Below are 14,335 nucleotides of genomic sequence, written 5' to 3'. Positions count from 1 at the left end.
AATAGCAATGCGTTGAAGTGGGTAAAGGGATTTTAACGGCACCTTTTCGTAATCGTGCCTCTCCTCGTAGTCTCCCTCAAATATCCGCGCAGCAGCAATGCCGTTCTCCTGTCTCTTTCACCCTTCGTTCGGATTCAGCACCACCTTCGTACAATCCTCTTTCTTCTCTGTGAAGATATCATATGCCGCTGGCGCTTCCCGTAACGGCATGTGATGCGAGATCACAAAGGATGGATCGATTTTTCCATCTTCGATGAGTTGTAGCAGGGGAGCGAGATACCGTTGTACATGCGTCTGCCCCATCTTCAGCGTCAACCCTTTCGCAAACGCCGCACCAAATGGCACCTTATCTATGAACCCGCCATACACACCGGGAATCGAAACGACACCGCCTTTGCGACACGCCCGCAAAGCCTGTCGCAAAACGTATGGACGGTCATTCTCCAGCTTCAGCGTTTGCTTCACCGCATCGTAAGTCGAACCATGCGATTCCAACCCCACCGCATCGATGCACGCATCCGGTCCACGCCCTGCCGTCATGTGATTCAACATCTCATGCACATCATCGTCCGAAGAGATCACCGTCGCTCCGCCCGCCTCCGCCATCTTTAGGCGAACAGGCTCGCGGTCGATGGCGATGACCTTTTCTGCACCCAGCAAAATCGCACTACGGATCACGAATTGTCCGACTGGCCCACAACCCCACACAGCCACCACTTGACCGGGTTTGATGTCGCACACTTCCGCGGCCATGTAGCCGGTAGGAAAAATATCCGAAAGGAACAATACCTGATCGTCCTTCAGGTCGGAGGTGATCTTGATCGGGCCATAATCAGCGTAAGGCACGCGCACGAATTGCGCCTGTCCACCGGCGTATCCACCCATCATATGTGAATACCCAAAAGCCGCTGCGCCTGAATAACCATTCATCTTCTCTGCGATACGCGCATTCGGATTTGAGTTTTCGCAGCAAGACCACAATCCTTTTTGGCAATAATGGCAACGCCCGCATGAAATCGTGAAAGGCACCACGACGCGGTCACCCACCCGCAAGCGCTTAACTTCCTTGCCGGTTTCCACAACCTCGCCCATGAACTCATGCCCGAGGATGTCACCTTCCTCCATCGTCGGGATGTAACCGTTATAAAGATGACAATCCGAGCCGCAGATTGCGGTGGAAGTCACGCGGACGATGGCATCCTGTTCATTGAGTAACGAGGGATCATCCACCGTCTCCACACGCACATCACGTTTTCCATACCAGCAGACAGCTTTCATAATTTTATAAAATTCTCAGGATTGTTTGTTTTTCTCTTTTTGTTTGCAGCCCACTGGCTGCCCTTTGGTGGTGGGAATGACACCGGTTTCCAACAGTGCCTTTAAACGATGCAGATCGTCCGAAATCTGTTCTGCCGGTTCTTCTCCAAACAGCTTGGCTACGAGAGCCCCGAGTTTGCCGCCTGGTGGATCATACTCGAGCGTCACACGCACCTCCGTTCCCTGATTTCCCGGAGCCGGATCGAACCTCACCGTGCCGGCATGTGCTGGAGTTTCACCCTCCTTCGTGCGCCATGCGATCATTCTGCCCTGCGTTTCGTTGATGATCTCCGCATCCCATTCCACCGTTTTGCCCATCGGCGCTTTGGCCACCCAATGCGATTCCCTGGCCGAGATCTGTTTCACAGAGACAAGGTGATGCATTATGAGAGGAAGATTTTCCACCTGCCGCCAGAAACTATACAACGCATCCGCCGGACATTGGATGGTGATGGCGCGCATGACTTTCACGCCTTTCTGATCTTTGACAGCGGGTTCAGTTTCGCGAGGAGAAATGGCCATAAAAATTTGAGAAAGGGTGAGTGAGATATTGGAGCGATGTCCGATTAGGATACGAGCCTCTGTCCGGGCGTGAAAGGTATCACGCCCGGACAGAGATGAATTTATTCCGAGGATTCCGCCTTCGCATTGGCCAGAGACTCGGCGAGTTCCGTCAGCTTCTCGTCAGCCGCCTTCTCCTCGTCGAGCGTTTCTTTCAGCAGATCCACGGCATCTTCCAGCTCTAGCATTTCTGCCCACGCACACAGTGTGCCGTAGGAGGCGATCTCGTAATGCTCCGCCTTCTGTGCTGCCGCAATCAATGCCGCATCAATGGCCGGAGAGCCTTTGTGTTCTTCGATCACTTCCGCGCCTTCTTTCACGAGACCTTCCATTGCCGGGCACTTCTTGGCTTTGGCCGGTTTTTCCAACATCTCGAAGACTTGTTCGATGCGCGAGATGTGCGTCTCGGTTTCTTCGAGATGCGATTCAAATGCCTCACGGAGTTCATCACTGTCAGCGGCCTTCGCCAGTTTCGGCAATGCCTTGGTGAGTTGCTTCTCGGCGTGCAGCATGTCGGCGAGTTCTTCGATGAAGAGTTCTTTCAGTTCGTTTTCCATAATGTGGGATTGGTTTAGTTGTTTGGGTTCAGTTCAGTGTCTAAACGAGACTCACCAATAAGCTGACAAACGGACCTGTTCCACTGGGTTGCAAACCCCGTTTCTGAGTGAGGAACTAAGAGCATAATCAAAATTTTACTTTCCGGTGGAACTGTGTGGGGCGGTCATTTCCTTGGATTCCGCCGAATTTTTCTCACGAAGCCAGATGGAGAGCACCACGATCGCGAGTACGGCGAGAAATTCACTCTGCCAGTTTTGAAAGGATTCGAACCAGAATTGTGAACTGCCCAGATATTGCCCCACCGAAATCGATGCTTTCCCGTGCTGAAGATTCTCTTGGTTGTGAAGGCGCGCTCCGCCTAAGAGATGTCCAATAAAAGATACTGCGAAGAGTCCTAAGAGCGCCAAGGACAACGAGTGTTCATATAATTTAAGTTTCCATCCGCCTTTCAGCAAGGGGCGTGGTGTGTGGGTAGACAGTTGTGTTTCGGATTCTTCCCCTTCTGGATCATTTGATTCCGCCGAACCCTTCTGAAAAAGGAATGCCGTGAGCACTACATACGCGGCCATTTGCAAGAACTCGCTCTCCCAATTCTCGAATACTGATTCCATGAAATGACCGGTGCCGAGATAATCTCTCAAAGAAAGTGCGTTCGAACCGTGTTCCAGCTCTTCTTCATTGTAAACGTGCCAACCGGTGAATGCCTGTCCCGCCAGCAAAAGCAGAAATATGGCTGCAAGCACAAGGGACAGCCCGTTATCGCGCAGGAAGTTCTTCATGCGACTTATGCAGCTTGCAGTGTGCCGTGCTTGTCCCGGCACTTTTCGCTATCGGTTTTTATACCGGAACAGCGCCCTCTTTTTAAAGGAGGCCGACTTTGCGAATCCCTTCGTGGATGGCGCCGCCAGCCCGCCCCAAAGCTGGCATGTTTCAGGCTGGTAGTGGAGGGTATGCAAACTGCCGAAAAACAAACCGGCCTGACGCAATGGTCCCAGGCCAATCCCTGGCGGCCTTTGTTGGTCTTTTACAGCGGATGGATTGCCGGAGCCATCTTGCTATTTCTGCCGCAAGGTCTTCCGTGGGCGGGTTTAAATTCCTTTTCCTCCGCCGCCATGGGACGTTCAACCAATTGGGATGGGGAAAGTTTCTCCATGCTGGGGCCGATCATGCATTTCCTGATGGCCGTGCTCTATGCCTTTCCGATCATCGCCGTATCAAGGTATTGGCGTGTGTGGCGGGGTGTCTTGATCGGCAGTCTGGCAGGCGGGGTCTGTTATCTGGTAAACTGGCTGGTCGTCCATTTCACCCTGCCTGCCTATGAAGGTAACGAGCCGCGCGTGCTGGTGACCCATCTGGCTTATGGCCTCTATGTCACAGCAATTTACAAAGCTTGGGTGGCTGAGCGCGTCAAAGGAATTGTGCAGCGGCCCGGGTGATCACGCCTCAGCCAGCACACTGGCTGCCGGTCCGCAAGCGACGACACGACCAATGCCGTCTTTGACCGCAAGCCTCAGAACCGTATTCGTGAGACGGCGGGCTTGGGTGAGATTGTGCGTGACGATGACGATGGCGTGCTTTGTCTTGAGCTGCAGGATGAGTTCCTCGATCGCTGCCGAGGTACGCGGATCAAGGGCGCTGGTGGGTTCATCCATGAGGATGACTTCCGGTTGCGAGGCCAGCGTGCGGGCGAGGCAGAGACGCTGTTGCTGGCCCACGGAGAGGCGCAGGGCGGAATCTTTCAGACGATCTTTCACCTCATCCCACAAAGCGGCTTCACGGAGAGCGCGTTCGGCGACGGCGGGCCATTCGCTACGCGGCACTTGGCCGAGATGTTTCACGGCAAGGGTCACGTTGTCGTAGATGCTTTTGGGGAAAACGACCGGTTGTTGGAAGAGCATGCCGATGCGCACGCGCAGGGCATCAGGGTCAACTTCGGGCGCGTAGATGGATTGGCCATCGAGCAGCACTTCACCTTGCACGCGGAAATTCGGATTCAGGTCCAGCAGGCGATTGAGACTCTTGAGCAAGGTCGTCTTGCCCGCGCCAGAAGGTCCGAGGAAACCGACGACACTCTTGGGCGGCACGATGAAGCTGACGTCTTGCACCAGCGTCTTTTGTCCGGCGATGACGCTGAGGTTGCGCACCGACATGACCGGCGTGGATTCAGCAGATGGAGCGGAGGCAGACATCAGATCAATGGTGACGGGCTTCTTCGTGGATGCGCAGACGCAAAGGCAACGCGAGCAGACTAAGCAGTAATGCGAGGCCAACAAGCACCAAGGCCGTGCCCCAGATCTTCGCACCCACGGCCGGATCAAACGAGTCCTGCGCGAGGATGAAGATGTGATACGGCAGCGAGAGCACGGGGTTTTCTTTGACGCCGTGTGGCACCGTGGCTCCAGCGAATACCGTGGCGGTGAACATGATGGGTGCGGTTTCTGTGGCGGCGCGCACCAGACCTAAAAGCGAGCCGGTGATCAAACCGCTGAGGCTTTGCGGGATGATCACCGACCAAACGACTTGAGTAGTCGTCAGTCCCAGCCCCTTGGCTGCTTCAAAATATTTTGCGGGCAGGCCTTCGATGCGTTCGATGAACGCAACGGTCACTGTGGGCAGCATCATGATGCCGAGAAGAATGCCGCCGGAGAGCCAGGACTTGCCCCAGCCAAAGAACTTCACGAATACGATCAAACCGAAGAGGCCGAACAGGATCGAAGGCACACCGTTCAGGAGATAGAGCAGCATCATGAGGTGGCTGCGCCATTTGTGCTGGCGTTGATAAACGCCGCATAACAAGCCGATGCCAAAGGCGATAGGCAGACAGGTAACCAACGCGGTGGTGATGAGGATGAGCGTGCCGATAAGATTGTAGAAGATGCCGCCGGACGCACCGACCAACCGAATCTGTTCCGTGAAGAAGTTCCAACTGATGGCCGGCCAGCCGCGGAAAGCGATCGCCCCGACCAGCAACAGCAATATGCCACAGGCCAACGACGCGCAAAACGCGGTGAGCAGCCAAAACAGGCGATGGCGGAGTTTACGCATGGCCATCCTTTCCTTTGCCAAGGCGGATTCCGACCCAGGTGATGGCGGCGGTCATGAGCAAAAGAATCAAGCCTAAGCCCACCATCGCGGCCCAATGCAGCGGATCGCCGTAAGCGATGTTCGTTTCAGAGCTGCCCAACTTGCTCGTCAGTGTCTGGCCGGATTCGATGAGCAGGCGCATGGAGTAGATCGGGTCAGGCCATTGATTATCCTGACGGCCCACGACGAGGAATACGGCGATCGTTTCACCCAAGGCACGGCCCAAACCGAGCAACACGGCGGACATGAGGCCGGGAGCGGCTTGCGGAAGGACGATGGAGAAGATGGTTTCCGTTTGCGTGAGGCCAAGGCCGCGCGCGGCGAGGCGTTGATTCACGGAGACACCGCGCAAGGCATCATCGGCGAGAGTCATGATGGTGGGCAGCACCATCACGGCGAGGAGGAGACCCGCGGTGAGGAGAGTATCGCCATTCAACGGTTCGAAACGCTCCAGCATGTCGTAAACCCAGTTCCGCAGGAAGAGAATGCCCAGCAGCCCGTACACCACGGAAGGGATGCCGGAGAGCAGTTCCACGATGAGCTTCACCACCAAGCGCACGCGTGACGGCAAGAACTCTGAGGTGAAGATGGCGGTGCCGAGTCCTAAGGGCACGGCGATGATGAGGGCCACAGCCGCGACCATCACGCTGCCGTAAACCATCGGTAGCATGCCGAACTCTTGCTGACGGAAGAACCAGCTTTTGCCTGTCACATAGCTGATGCCCTCATGCTTCCATACCGGGATGCTCTGCCAGATGAAGAGCGTCACCATGAGCAGCATGAAGCCCAAGGCAAAAGCACTCGCGCCCAGGCTCCACAGCCGGGTGAAATCCCATTCACGACGTTTTGGCGCAGTTCCAGTCACTACTTATTTCAAGTCTGCCAAGGCAAGGTAGCCGTGTTTGCGGACCAGATCTTGGCCGCGTGCGCTGAGGACGAATTCGATGAACGTCTTGGCATCACCCGTCGGTTCGCCATTGGTGAGGAAGTAGAGCGGGCGGCTCATGGGATAGCTACGGTTGGCGATATGGGCGGCATCGGGTATCACTACCTTGCCATCCTCACCCTTGATGCCGAGCGCGAACACTTTCTTGCCATCCGCCCAAGAGGAGGAGAGCTGGGACAAGGCGCCCTTCGTGGAAGCGACCTTGTTGCGGGTCTCTTCATTGCCGCCGACTTCTGGGAAGCTGACCTGCGGGGCTTTCTTGGAATCGCCATAGACCCAGTGCGTGAAGACTTCCCACGTGCCGCGACCTGGTTCCTTGTTGAAGAACGCGATGCGACGGTCAGGGCCACCGATATCTTTCCAGTTCTTGACCTTGCCCTCGTAGATGTCGCGCAGTTGCTGCTTGGTCACGGCTTTCACGCCGCCTTCCCACACATCTTGAGAGACGATCATGGCCACGGCGTCTTCGCCGATGTGGGTGAGTTTGAAGTTCACCTTGGGATACTTCTTCTTGTCATCATCGCTGAGCGGCTTGGAGAGCATGCCGATATGGACCAGGCCATCGCCCACCATGGAGATACCGCCGGAGCTGCCGCCTTGCGTATCCACCTGGATGTTGAGCTTCTTCTCCGCGCGGAGAATTTCCGCCGCTTCCGCCGCCGGAAGATTCACCGTGGTGGAACCATTGATCTTCAGGGCTTGGGCAGAAGCGCCCAAGGGCAGCAAAGAGATAGCGAGCAGGCCCAAAGCCAAGCTGCGCTTTACGGTGAAATGCATATGTGCGCCAATAAGCACATATTTGGAATGAGTTTCAAGTTTTCAGTGTGAAGTTTTCAGTCCGGTTGCACCGGCGGGCCAAAGCGCAGTCAGGCGATAAGTAACCCAAGTGGTTCAAGACATAGGTAACACTTGGACCTTCCTTGGTCATTCGTAATTTCGTCATTGGTCATTTACGGTTTGTGCCTTTCGCATTGAAAGTCTTCGGCGGTAGTTGCAACTTAAGCAGCCGTTCAAATGGAGGACGGAGACATTATGGAAGTCCCAACTACCACGGAGAAACCGCTCAACCCTGGAGCCAAGGCGTTGCTCATGCTGGGGGCGGCAGCCACCATTTTCCTTTTTTACACACTGACATTGGTGGCCATCACGTTCCTGCTGGTTTTGTTGCTGATGCTGTTGTGCGTATTCCTCGTAGCCCTGAGGTTTGGTGCGGTCGGTTTGGTGATGCCCATGTTGACCCGGCAGACGGAATTGTTGCAGGTCTTTTGGTACAGCTTCTGGCTCCGGGATAATGCGATAGAATTTCGTTTGCCGTTGACGGAGGAGGATGCGCCCGAGCTGTTTGACACGGTGCAAGTCCTGTCCAACAAGCTGGATATAGCTCCGCCCCAAGTGGTGCAATTGGAGATGGGGCTGACCGCCTGGGTGCGCCTGAAAGGTCTGCGGCAGGGCAAGGGTGAAACGATCTTGGGCGTGGGGTATGACTTGCTGGCGGGCTTGAGCAAGGCGGAGATGGAAGGCGTGCTGGCGCATGAGATGACACATGCGAAACTGATCCAACGCGGCCTCAAAGGCTGGCTTACAGCGGGACTAAGCAGGTTGATCCGGCTGACTAACATGCTGGATGCCCAGGCCGAACCGTTTCGCCGCGAGAACAAGAAATTCTTTGTGGCTGAACTGTATCACACAGTCAGCGACTGGCTGACCCGGCTGGCAGCGAAGCAGATCAGCGCCTATTCACGGCAGGACGAGTTTGAGGCGGATCACGGCGCGGCTGAACTGTGCGGCGCCGCGAAGATCCGTTCTTCGTTGATGAAGCTCGATCAGTTGGAAGAGATCACTTCTCGGCTGCCGTGGAAGGAACGCGTGGCACGGTTGCAATTGGAGGGCGGTTACAGCCGGTGGTTAAGGGCGGAGCTGGCCAAGGCAGATTTCTTGTCCAAGCGACATCATGTGGAGGTGCGCAGTCCTTATTCCACACATCCGACGATCAGTGACCGTCTGGCAGCGCTGCCGGATGATGGCAGCACGCTGCCCTCCGTCATGGAGCCAGCCATTGACCTGCTGGCCAATCCGGATCAAGTGGCCGATCAGCTCGTGGTGAACATCCAGAAGAAGCAGGCAGAGGCGGAAGAGGTGGACAGCAAGGCCCTGAAGAAATGGTCACGCAAGGTCCAGGGCGGCGGTCACATGAGCGCGGTGCAAGGAATCGGCCTCTTTTTCTACATGATCGCCGGGGCGTTATGCTTCGCGCTGCTGTTCGATGAATTTCGCGGGCTAGCGTTGTATCTGGCGATAGTCATTTTTGCGGGATTCGGTTACCTTTTCTTCTGGCTGGGACGGTATAAAGACAAACTTCCCTTGCAGGTGCCGGAATATACGGCCTTCATCCAAGGCTGGCGGAGGCTGGGCGATATCAAGGATTTCGAGGGGGAGCAAAAGCGGATCGAGCAGGACATGCTCAAGCTCAGTGGCGTGGAATCTAAGAAGAAGAAGCGGGCGAAAATCTTGGCGCAAGAAGCGTATGATGCCTTAAGCCGTGCAGACTATCTCTCGGCCCATGTGGCCGCGCGGCTCGGATTGAAGGAAAGCGAGAAGTCTGCGGAACTGGTGATGGCGTATGGCATCGCCTCTGCCGCATTGAACATGAGCGAGCAGGCGGGGTGGGCGCTGGCCCGGACCAAGGAGCTGACGGGATTGAAATCACCAGACACCATATTGGGTGCGGGTTGGACATTATTATTGCTGACGGATTGGGCACATGCGGAGGCGTTTCTGGATCAGGCATTGGCCAAGCGTCCGCTAAATCCATCTTGGCGGATGCTGTTGGCACTGGCCCAGGCGCGTCGTGGCAAGTTACAGAACGCCATTAAAAATGCGCGCGAAGCCTGTGAGTTAAAGCCGGATGACGATGAGGCGGTGAAACTGTTCATCGACCTGTTGCTGGAAGGCGGGTATTTCCGTGAGGCGCAGGAACAACTGGCAGCATTGGACCATCGGGCCAAGGAAGACGTGGATCTGATCTTTGCTCATGTGAAGGTGCAGCTTATCCAGCAGAACGTAGAAAAGGCCAACGAGTGGGCCGAGCAGTTGAAGGAGAAAGCGCCTCATGCGCAGATGATGGTGCGACTCGGTGAATCCTACGAGGAAGCGCGGCAGCATGAGTATGCCATGGGCTGTTACAACCGAGCCTTGGAAAAAGGGTTTTATCCTGAAGCTTATGTCGGTCTGGGCCGGATGGAGACCTTCCGGCAGAACCATGATGTGGCCCGGTCTTATTTTCTGTCCGCCCTGGAGATCAGCCGGCCCTTGGGAGAAAAAGCGGTGGGACCGTTCGGGGTTTTCCATGAAGTGGTCGGCCGCTTGGTTCATATGCATGATCCGGTGCATGATTGCCGGGCATGGGTGGTGAGTTTGACCGGTAGTGCCACACCCAAGGAATTGGCGCACCAAGCTTTCTTGGTATACGCGAATGATCAGGCAGCGGCAGAGAGGCATTTCGACTTGTTGATGGAGGCTCTGCGGAAGGGGTTGCCTCCGCTGGTGCCGGGCAGTGTGGTTTGGCGGCAGGCTACGAAACAGCAGCAACCAGAAGGTCCGGTGCGACCGGGTGTGCAGGGGTTGCTGAACTAAAAGCTACTACTGCGGAGGGTGATGAGCCACCGGCACGCGCTTCAAGCGGCGTTTCAAATACCATGAAACGCCCACGAGATCATACATCCCGCGCCAGACGCGGTTCCAGACACCATACTTGGAGACGCCTGCCACGCGGGGCCGGTGGTTCACGGGGATTTCCTTGGTCTTGGCTCCGTTGGCTTGGACCAAGATAGGGAGGAATCGATGCAAGCCATTGAAAGGAGCCAGATCGGCGATTGTCTCCCGCTTGAATACGCGAACCGCGCAACCGGTATCTTCAAAGTCTGCACCCAGCCAGGCTCCCCTAGCCCAGCGCGCAATCTTGGAGGATGCTTTCCTCACCCAAGAATCCTGTCGCTGGGTGCGCTTGCCGCAGACGAAATCGCAATCCTTCAATTCTAAGAGCAGCTTGGGGAGGTCGGCGGGGTCGTTCTGGCGATCGCCATCCAAAGTGGCTAGCAAGGGCGAATGGGTATGCTGAAAACCTGTCCAGACAGCAGCGCTTTGGCCAGCATTCTTTAAGTGCCTGATACCGCGCACTCTGGAATCCCGGGCTTGTTCGGCTTGGATCTGCTTCCAAGTGGCATCTGTACTGGCGTCATCCACTAGCACCAACTCGAAAGAGCGACCTGTAGGAGTGAGTGCCGCCAAGACCTCTTCTGTCAAAGGATGCACGTTCTCCGCTTCATTAAATACAGGTATCACAATGGCAAGTTCTGGCGGCACGGGCAGGAGCGTAAATAGCCAGTTCGGCCTTGGGAAATAGAAAGTAAGCAAAAAGGCGAAACCGGATGGAGTCGTCATGATGCTGGTGTAACATCCTTATATTTAATAAGATATGCGCTGAGGGATGAGCGCGTTTTAGGGAATGGTGGGGTGTTTTTGTATTACCAGATGTGTAAAAATGCGGGAAAATACGGTGTGAACCCTATGGAGGGGGCGGGAAGCTACGTAAAAAACTTGTTGTCAAGGCAGGCTCGTTTGCTATCTTCCGCAGCCAATGCACCGTTTTGGTGCAAGGGTAAACCGTTTTTACCCCGTAACTAAAACGTTTAATAGACAACACACACATCGCAGGAGGAACTAACGAATGAAGATTAATAAATGGACATTGGGCTTGGCCGCCGCTGGTGTGGTCAGCCTCGGTTCGGTGGCTCAAGCTGAAGAAGCTTCTGAGCATTTGATGACGGCTGTTTCTGGTACCCAGATCAGCGGTTATGTGAGCACGTCGGCGAGCTGGATGGTCGGCTCTGGCCGTCCTGCCGCCGCTGGTGGTTTCGTGGGCCGCAGCTTCCATGACAACGCGCAGAAGCAAGACGGTTTCAACCTGGACGCCATTGACCTGACGGTTTCCAAGTCCCTCGACGAGGGCGAATGGGCCGCTGGTTACAAGGGCGAACTCTGGTTTGGCTCGGACGCTTCCGCTTTCGCTGGTAGCTCCACTGGTGTGAACACCTCTGAAGTGGTCATCCGCCAAGCTTACGTCGAACTCCGCGCCCCGGTGGGTAACGGCATCGACTTCAAGGTCGGCGTGTTCGACACCATCATCGGCTACGAACTCACGAACCATGACGCGAACCCGAACTTCGGTCGTTCTTACGGCTGGGGCATCGAGCCGACCACGCACACGGGCATCCTCGCCAGCTACAAGGTGACGGACTTCTTGTCCATCAGCGCTGGTGTGGCCAACAACGGCGTGAACTCCAACCAGATCGGTGGCGGCACGGGCGCTGGCTTCGGTAAGGCTGGTGTCGAGAGCGACAAGTCCTATATGGCCGGTTTCGTCCTGACGGCTCCGGAAGATATGGGCTTCATCTCTGGTGCGACGCTGTCCTTCGGTGTGGTTGACACGACTGTCAGCTCCACCGCTGTGGCTGCGAACAAGTCTGATATCATCAACTGGTACGCTGGTTTGGCGCTGCCTCTGCCGATCGAAGGCTGGAGCGTCGGTATCGCCTATGACTACCGCGGTCAATCCAATGACAACGGCATCACGGCAGCCAACTACGCGAATGCCACGGCTCTCTACCTCTCGGCCGCTGTGACCGAGAAGTTGAAGATCAATGTGCGCGCTGACTACACCTCCGCAACGGACGGCACGTACTACGTGACGGCTCCGGTGAACGACGACGCTCGTAACGAGCTGTTCGCCCTCACCACGACGCTTGATTACTCCCTCTGGGAGAACGTGATCAGCCGTCTCGAGTTCCGTTGGGACACTGCTCTGACGGGTGGTGGCGCTGCGGTTAGCCGCGTGTTCGGTGGTGGTCCTGCCGCCGGTGGTAACACCGACAAGAACGCCATGACTGTCGCGTTGAACCTGATCTACAAGTTCTAATCTAGTACTTAACTAGATGCTGAACCCCTTCCTGCGCAAGCGGGAAGGGGTTTTTGTTTTTTCCGAAACACCCGGGAAAGTTCCGGATGGTAATGCGGAGTGGGAAAAATGGACGTCTATTCCGCCGCGTCATCAAAACCGCGATCAGCGCAAACACCACGTTTGCTGGCGGCCACGAAATCGATCAGAACTTTTACGGCCATTGCGTTGAAACGCGTGCGTGCTTTCTCCAACGCTTCCACTTTGCGTTCCCGGCTGCGGAAGAGTGCGTGGTATGCCTGCTTCAGTTGCAGACGGTCTTCTCCGGAGATCCCATTGCGCCGCAGGCCGATGATATTCAGCCCGCAGATGCCATTATCATCGCGGGCGATGCAATAAGGTGGAAGATCTTTGCTGATGGCGGAGCCCCCCTGCATGAGCGCCAACGTGCCAATCCTCACGTGCTGATGCACGAGGCAGTTGCCGGAGATGAACACCCGGTCCGCGACTGTGACATGGCCGGCGAGCAGAGCGCCATTGGCAATGATGATGTGGTCACCAAGGATGACGTTGTGCCCCACGTGACTGTGGGCCATCAGTAGATTGCCCGAGCCTATCACCGTGTCTTCCGCCAGTTTGTTGGAGCGATGCACGGTGACGTGTTCGCGAAAGATATTGTCATCGCCGATGCGAAGACGTGTTGGTTCGCCCTTGTATTTCAGGTCTTGCGGGGCATCTCCGATGACGCAGCCGGTGTGGAAGATGTTGTTCGCACCTATCGCTGTTTCACCGGTGAGGTGAACATGCGGCCCCACTTTGCATCCCGTGCCCAATTTCACGCCTGCATCGATGACAGCATAAGGGCCCACTTCCGCTGAAGCGTCCAGTTCTGCCCGGGGATGGATGATGGCGGTCGGATGGATCATGCGTGTGATCGAGTTGCGGATTGCTTACGGGAGAGCGGAGGTGAAAGCAATGCTGAATGGCATGCAGGACGGATGCCGGACTGGTCTATGATATTCAGCTCAACTCAAAAGAGCCCATCACCGGAAGATGATCGCTGGGGAATTGCCCGTTTTTCTCGAAAGCGACTATCTCTGCGTGAAGTGGCTTCGCTGGGCCTTGAAACAGCACCCAGTCGATGCGCAGAGCGTTCTTCGGGAGTTCCTTGAAGCTGTTCACCGTGCCAAGACCTTCGCCCGTCCGCTTTGGGGCGGCAGTCCAGCTGTCGGTGAAATGCTTCTCGCCTGCGGTCAGTATCTGGAATACGGGATTCTGCCCGGCCACGGCGTTGAAATCACCGGTCAGAAACACGGGTAACGGCGTCTTCAATGTGGCCACGCGGTCGAGGATCAGCCGGGCGCTTTTCTCCCTGGCTTCCTGCATGCGATTGTCCAGATAGGTATTGAAAACGTAGAACTCCTTTTTCGTTTGGCGGTCGCGAAATCTTGCCCACGTAGCCATCCGTCTCTCGGTATTGCCCCACGTGGCGGAAGCGACGACATCGGGTGTGTCCGAGAGCCAAAAGTGATTAAACTCCATGGCTTCCAGCTTTTCCCAGCGGTAAAAGATGGCCATGAACTCGCCCCGGCTGCCACCATCGCGTCCCAGCCCTATCCAGCGATACTCAGGCAGCTCATCAATCAGATCATTCAATTGGCTAAAGCTGCCCTCCTGTGTGCCGATGATATCCGGCACCGAATGGCGCAGGCAGTCTCGCATCAATGGGCGCCGTTCTGGCCAGGCATGAGGCGGATAGTTGCTGGCGAAGCGCAGGTTGTAACTCATCACTTTCAGCGCCTGATCCTGAGCGGCTGGCGGACTGCTGCGCTGTGAAAACAATGACGATAACTTCATGATTTGAGATGCCCTATGAATGGAAGTTTGCTTGATTTGTTTTCATCCGACAAGCACGG

The 14,335-nt window shown here is 55.8% G+C and carries 14 protein-coding genes; 3 read left to right on the top strand and 11 right to left on the bottom strand.

All coding sequences use genetic code 11. The annotated features are described in order from the left end of the window. Positions 1 to 117 precede the first annotated feature (117 nt). From VGH19_13935 to VGH19_13920, 4 genes are all read right to left on the bottom strand, one after another. Positions 118 to 1,278 carry a zinc-dependent alcohol dehydrogenase gene (locus VGH19_13935; GenBank protein ID HEY1172464.1) on the bottom strand — a complete coding sequence of 387 codons (1,161 nt, stop codon included), beginning with the start codon at positions 1,276 to 1,278 and terminating at the stop codon, positions 118 to 120. 15 nt (positions 1,279 to 1,293) lie between these two features. After that, a complete protein-coding gene (locus VGH19_13930) occupies positions 1,294 to 1,839 on the bottom strand; it encodes an SRPBCC family protein (GenBank protein HEY1172463.1) in 546 nt (181 codons plus the stop codon). 101 nt (positions 1,840 to 1,940) lie between these two features. Beyond that, positions 1,941 to 2,435 (bottom strand): ferritin-like domain-containing protein, encoded by a 495-nt coding sequence (locus tag VGH19_13925; protein ID HEY1172462.1) that lies wholly within the window; start codon positions 2,433 to 2,435, stop codon positions 1,941 to 1,943. A 135-nt stretch (positions 2,436 to 2,570) separates the two neighbouring features. Then, complete coding sequence (locus VGH19_13920) at positions 2,571 to 3,215, bottom strand: DUF6766 family protein (protein HEY1172461.1); 645 nt, start codon at positions 3,213 to 3,215, stop codon at positions 2,571 to 2,573. Between the two features lie 171 nt (positions 3,216 to 3,386). Here VGH19_13920 and VGH19_13915 point away from each other — a divergent pair, with 171 nt between their 5' ends. After that, on the top strand, positions 3,387 to 3,872 hold the full coding sequence (locus VGH19_13915) for a hypothetical protein (protein ID HEY1172460.1): 486 nt from the start codon (positions 3,387 to 3,389) through the stop codon (positions 3,870 to 3,872). Here the strand turns inward: VGH19_13915 and VGH19_13910 are convergent, their stop codons facing one another. The 4 genes from VGH19_13910 to VGH19_13895 are packed head-to-tail and all read right to left on the bottom strand — an operon-like array spanning position 3,873 to position 7,243. Further along, positions 3,873 to 4,625 carry a phosphate ABC transporter ATP-binding protein gene (locus VGH19_13910; protein ID HEY1172459.1) on the bottom strand — a complete coding sequence of 251 codons (753 nt, stop codon included), beginning with the start codon at positions 4,623 to 4,625 and terminating at the stop codon, positions 3,873 to 3,875. It abuts the gene before it with no gap. A gap of 4 nt (positions 4,626 to 4,629) precedes the next feature. Then, positions 4,630 to 5,481, bottom strand: a complete 852-nt coding sequence (locus tag VGH19_13905; GenBank protein ID HEY1172458.1) for an ABC transporter permease subunit — start codon at positions 5,479 to 5,481, stop codon at positions 4,630 to 4,632. After that, positions 5,474 to 6,385, bottom strand: a complete 912-nt coding sequence (gene pstC, locus VGH19_13900) for a phosphate ABC transporter permease subunit PstC (protein HEY1172457.1) — start codon at positions 6,383 to 6,385, stop codon at positions 5,474 to 5,476. Before pstC ends, VGH19_13905 begins: the two co-directional genes overlap by 8 nt. Before the next feature lie 3 nt (positions 6,386 to 6,388). Then, positions 6,389 to 7,243, bottom strand: a complete 855-nt coding sequence (locus VGH19_13895) for a phosphate ABC transporter substrate-binding protein (protein HEY1172456.1) — start codon at positions 7,241 to 7,243, stop codon at positions 6,389 to 6,391. Between the two features lie 255 nt (positions 7,244 to 7,498). Between VGH19_13895 and VGH19_13890 the strand changes: the two genes are divergently transcribed. Next, entirely contained in the window at positions 7,499 to 10,099 is a 2,601-nt protein-coding gene (locus VGH19_13890) for a M48 family metalloprotease (protein ID HEY1172455.1), read from the top strand. 6 nt (positions 10,100 to 10,105) lie between these two features. Here VGH19_13890 and VGH19_13885 read toward each other — a convergent pair whose 3' ends face one another. Continuing rightward, on the bottom strand, positions 10,106 to 10,906 hold the full coding sequence (locus VGH19_13885; GenBank protein ID HEY1172454.1) for a glycosyltransferase family 2 protein: 801 nt from the start codon (positions 10,904 to 10,906) through the stop codon (positions 10,106 to 10,108). Positions 10,907 to 11,192: 286 nt separating this feature from the next. Between VGH19_13885 and VGH19_13880 the strand changes: the two genes are divergently transcribed. Then, positions 11,193 to 12,440, top strand: coding sequence for an outer membrane beta-barrel protein (locus VGH19_13880; protein HEY1172453.1), 1,248 nt, complete (start codon positions 11,193 to 11,195; stop codon positions 12,438 to 12,440). Between the two features lie 116 nt (positions 12,441 to 12,556). Here the strand turns inward: VGH19_13880 and lpxA are convergent, their stop codons facing one another. After that, complete coding sequence (lpxA, locus tag VGH19_13875) at positions 12,557 to 13,345, bottom strand: acyl-ACP--UDP-N-acetylglucosamine O-acyltransferase (GenBank protein HEY1172452.1); 789 nt, start codon at positions 13,343 to 13,345, stop codon at positions 12,557 to 12,559. Between the two features lie 94 nt (positions 13,346 to 13,439). Then, a complete protein-coding gene (locus tag VGH19_13870; GenBank protein ID HEY1172451.1) occupies positions 13,440 to 14,276 on the bottom strand; it encodes an endonuclease/exonuclease/phosphatase family protein in 837 nt (278 codons plus the stop codon). Between the last annotated feature and the right edge of the window lie 59 nt (positions 14,277 to 14,335).

The organism is Verrucomicrobiia bacterium (assembly GCA_036405135.1).
Taxonomy (GTDB): domain Bacteria; phylum Verrucomicrobiota; class Verrucomicrobiia; order Limisphaerales; family JAEYXS01; genus JAEYXS01.
The sequence above is the reverse complement of the archived record's forward strand: the minus strand, read 5'-3'. Positions and strand labels throughout refer to the sequence as shown.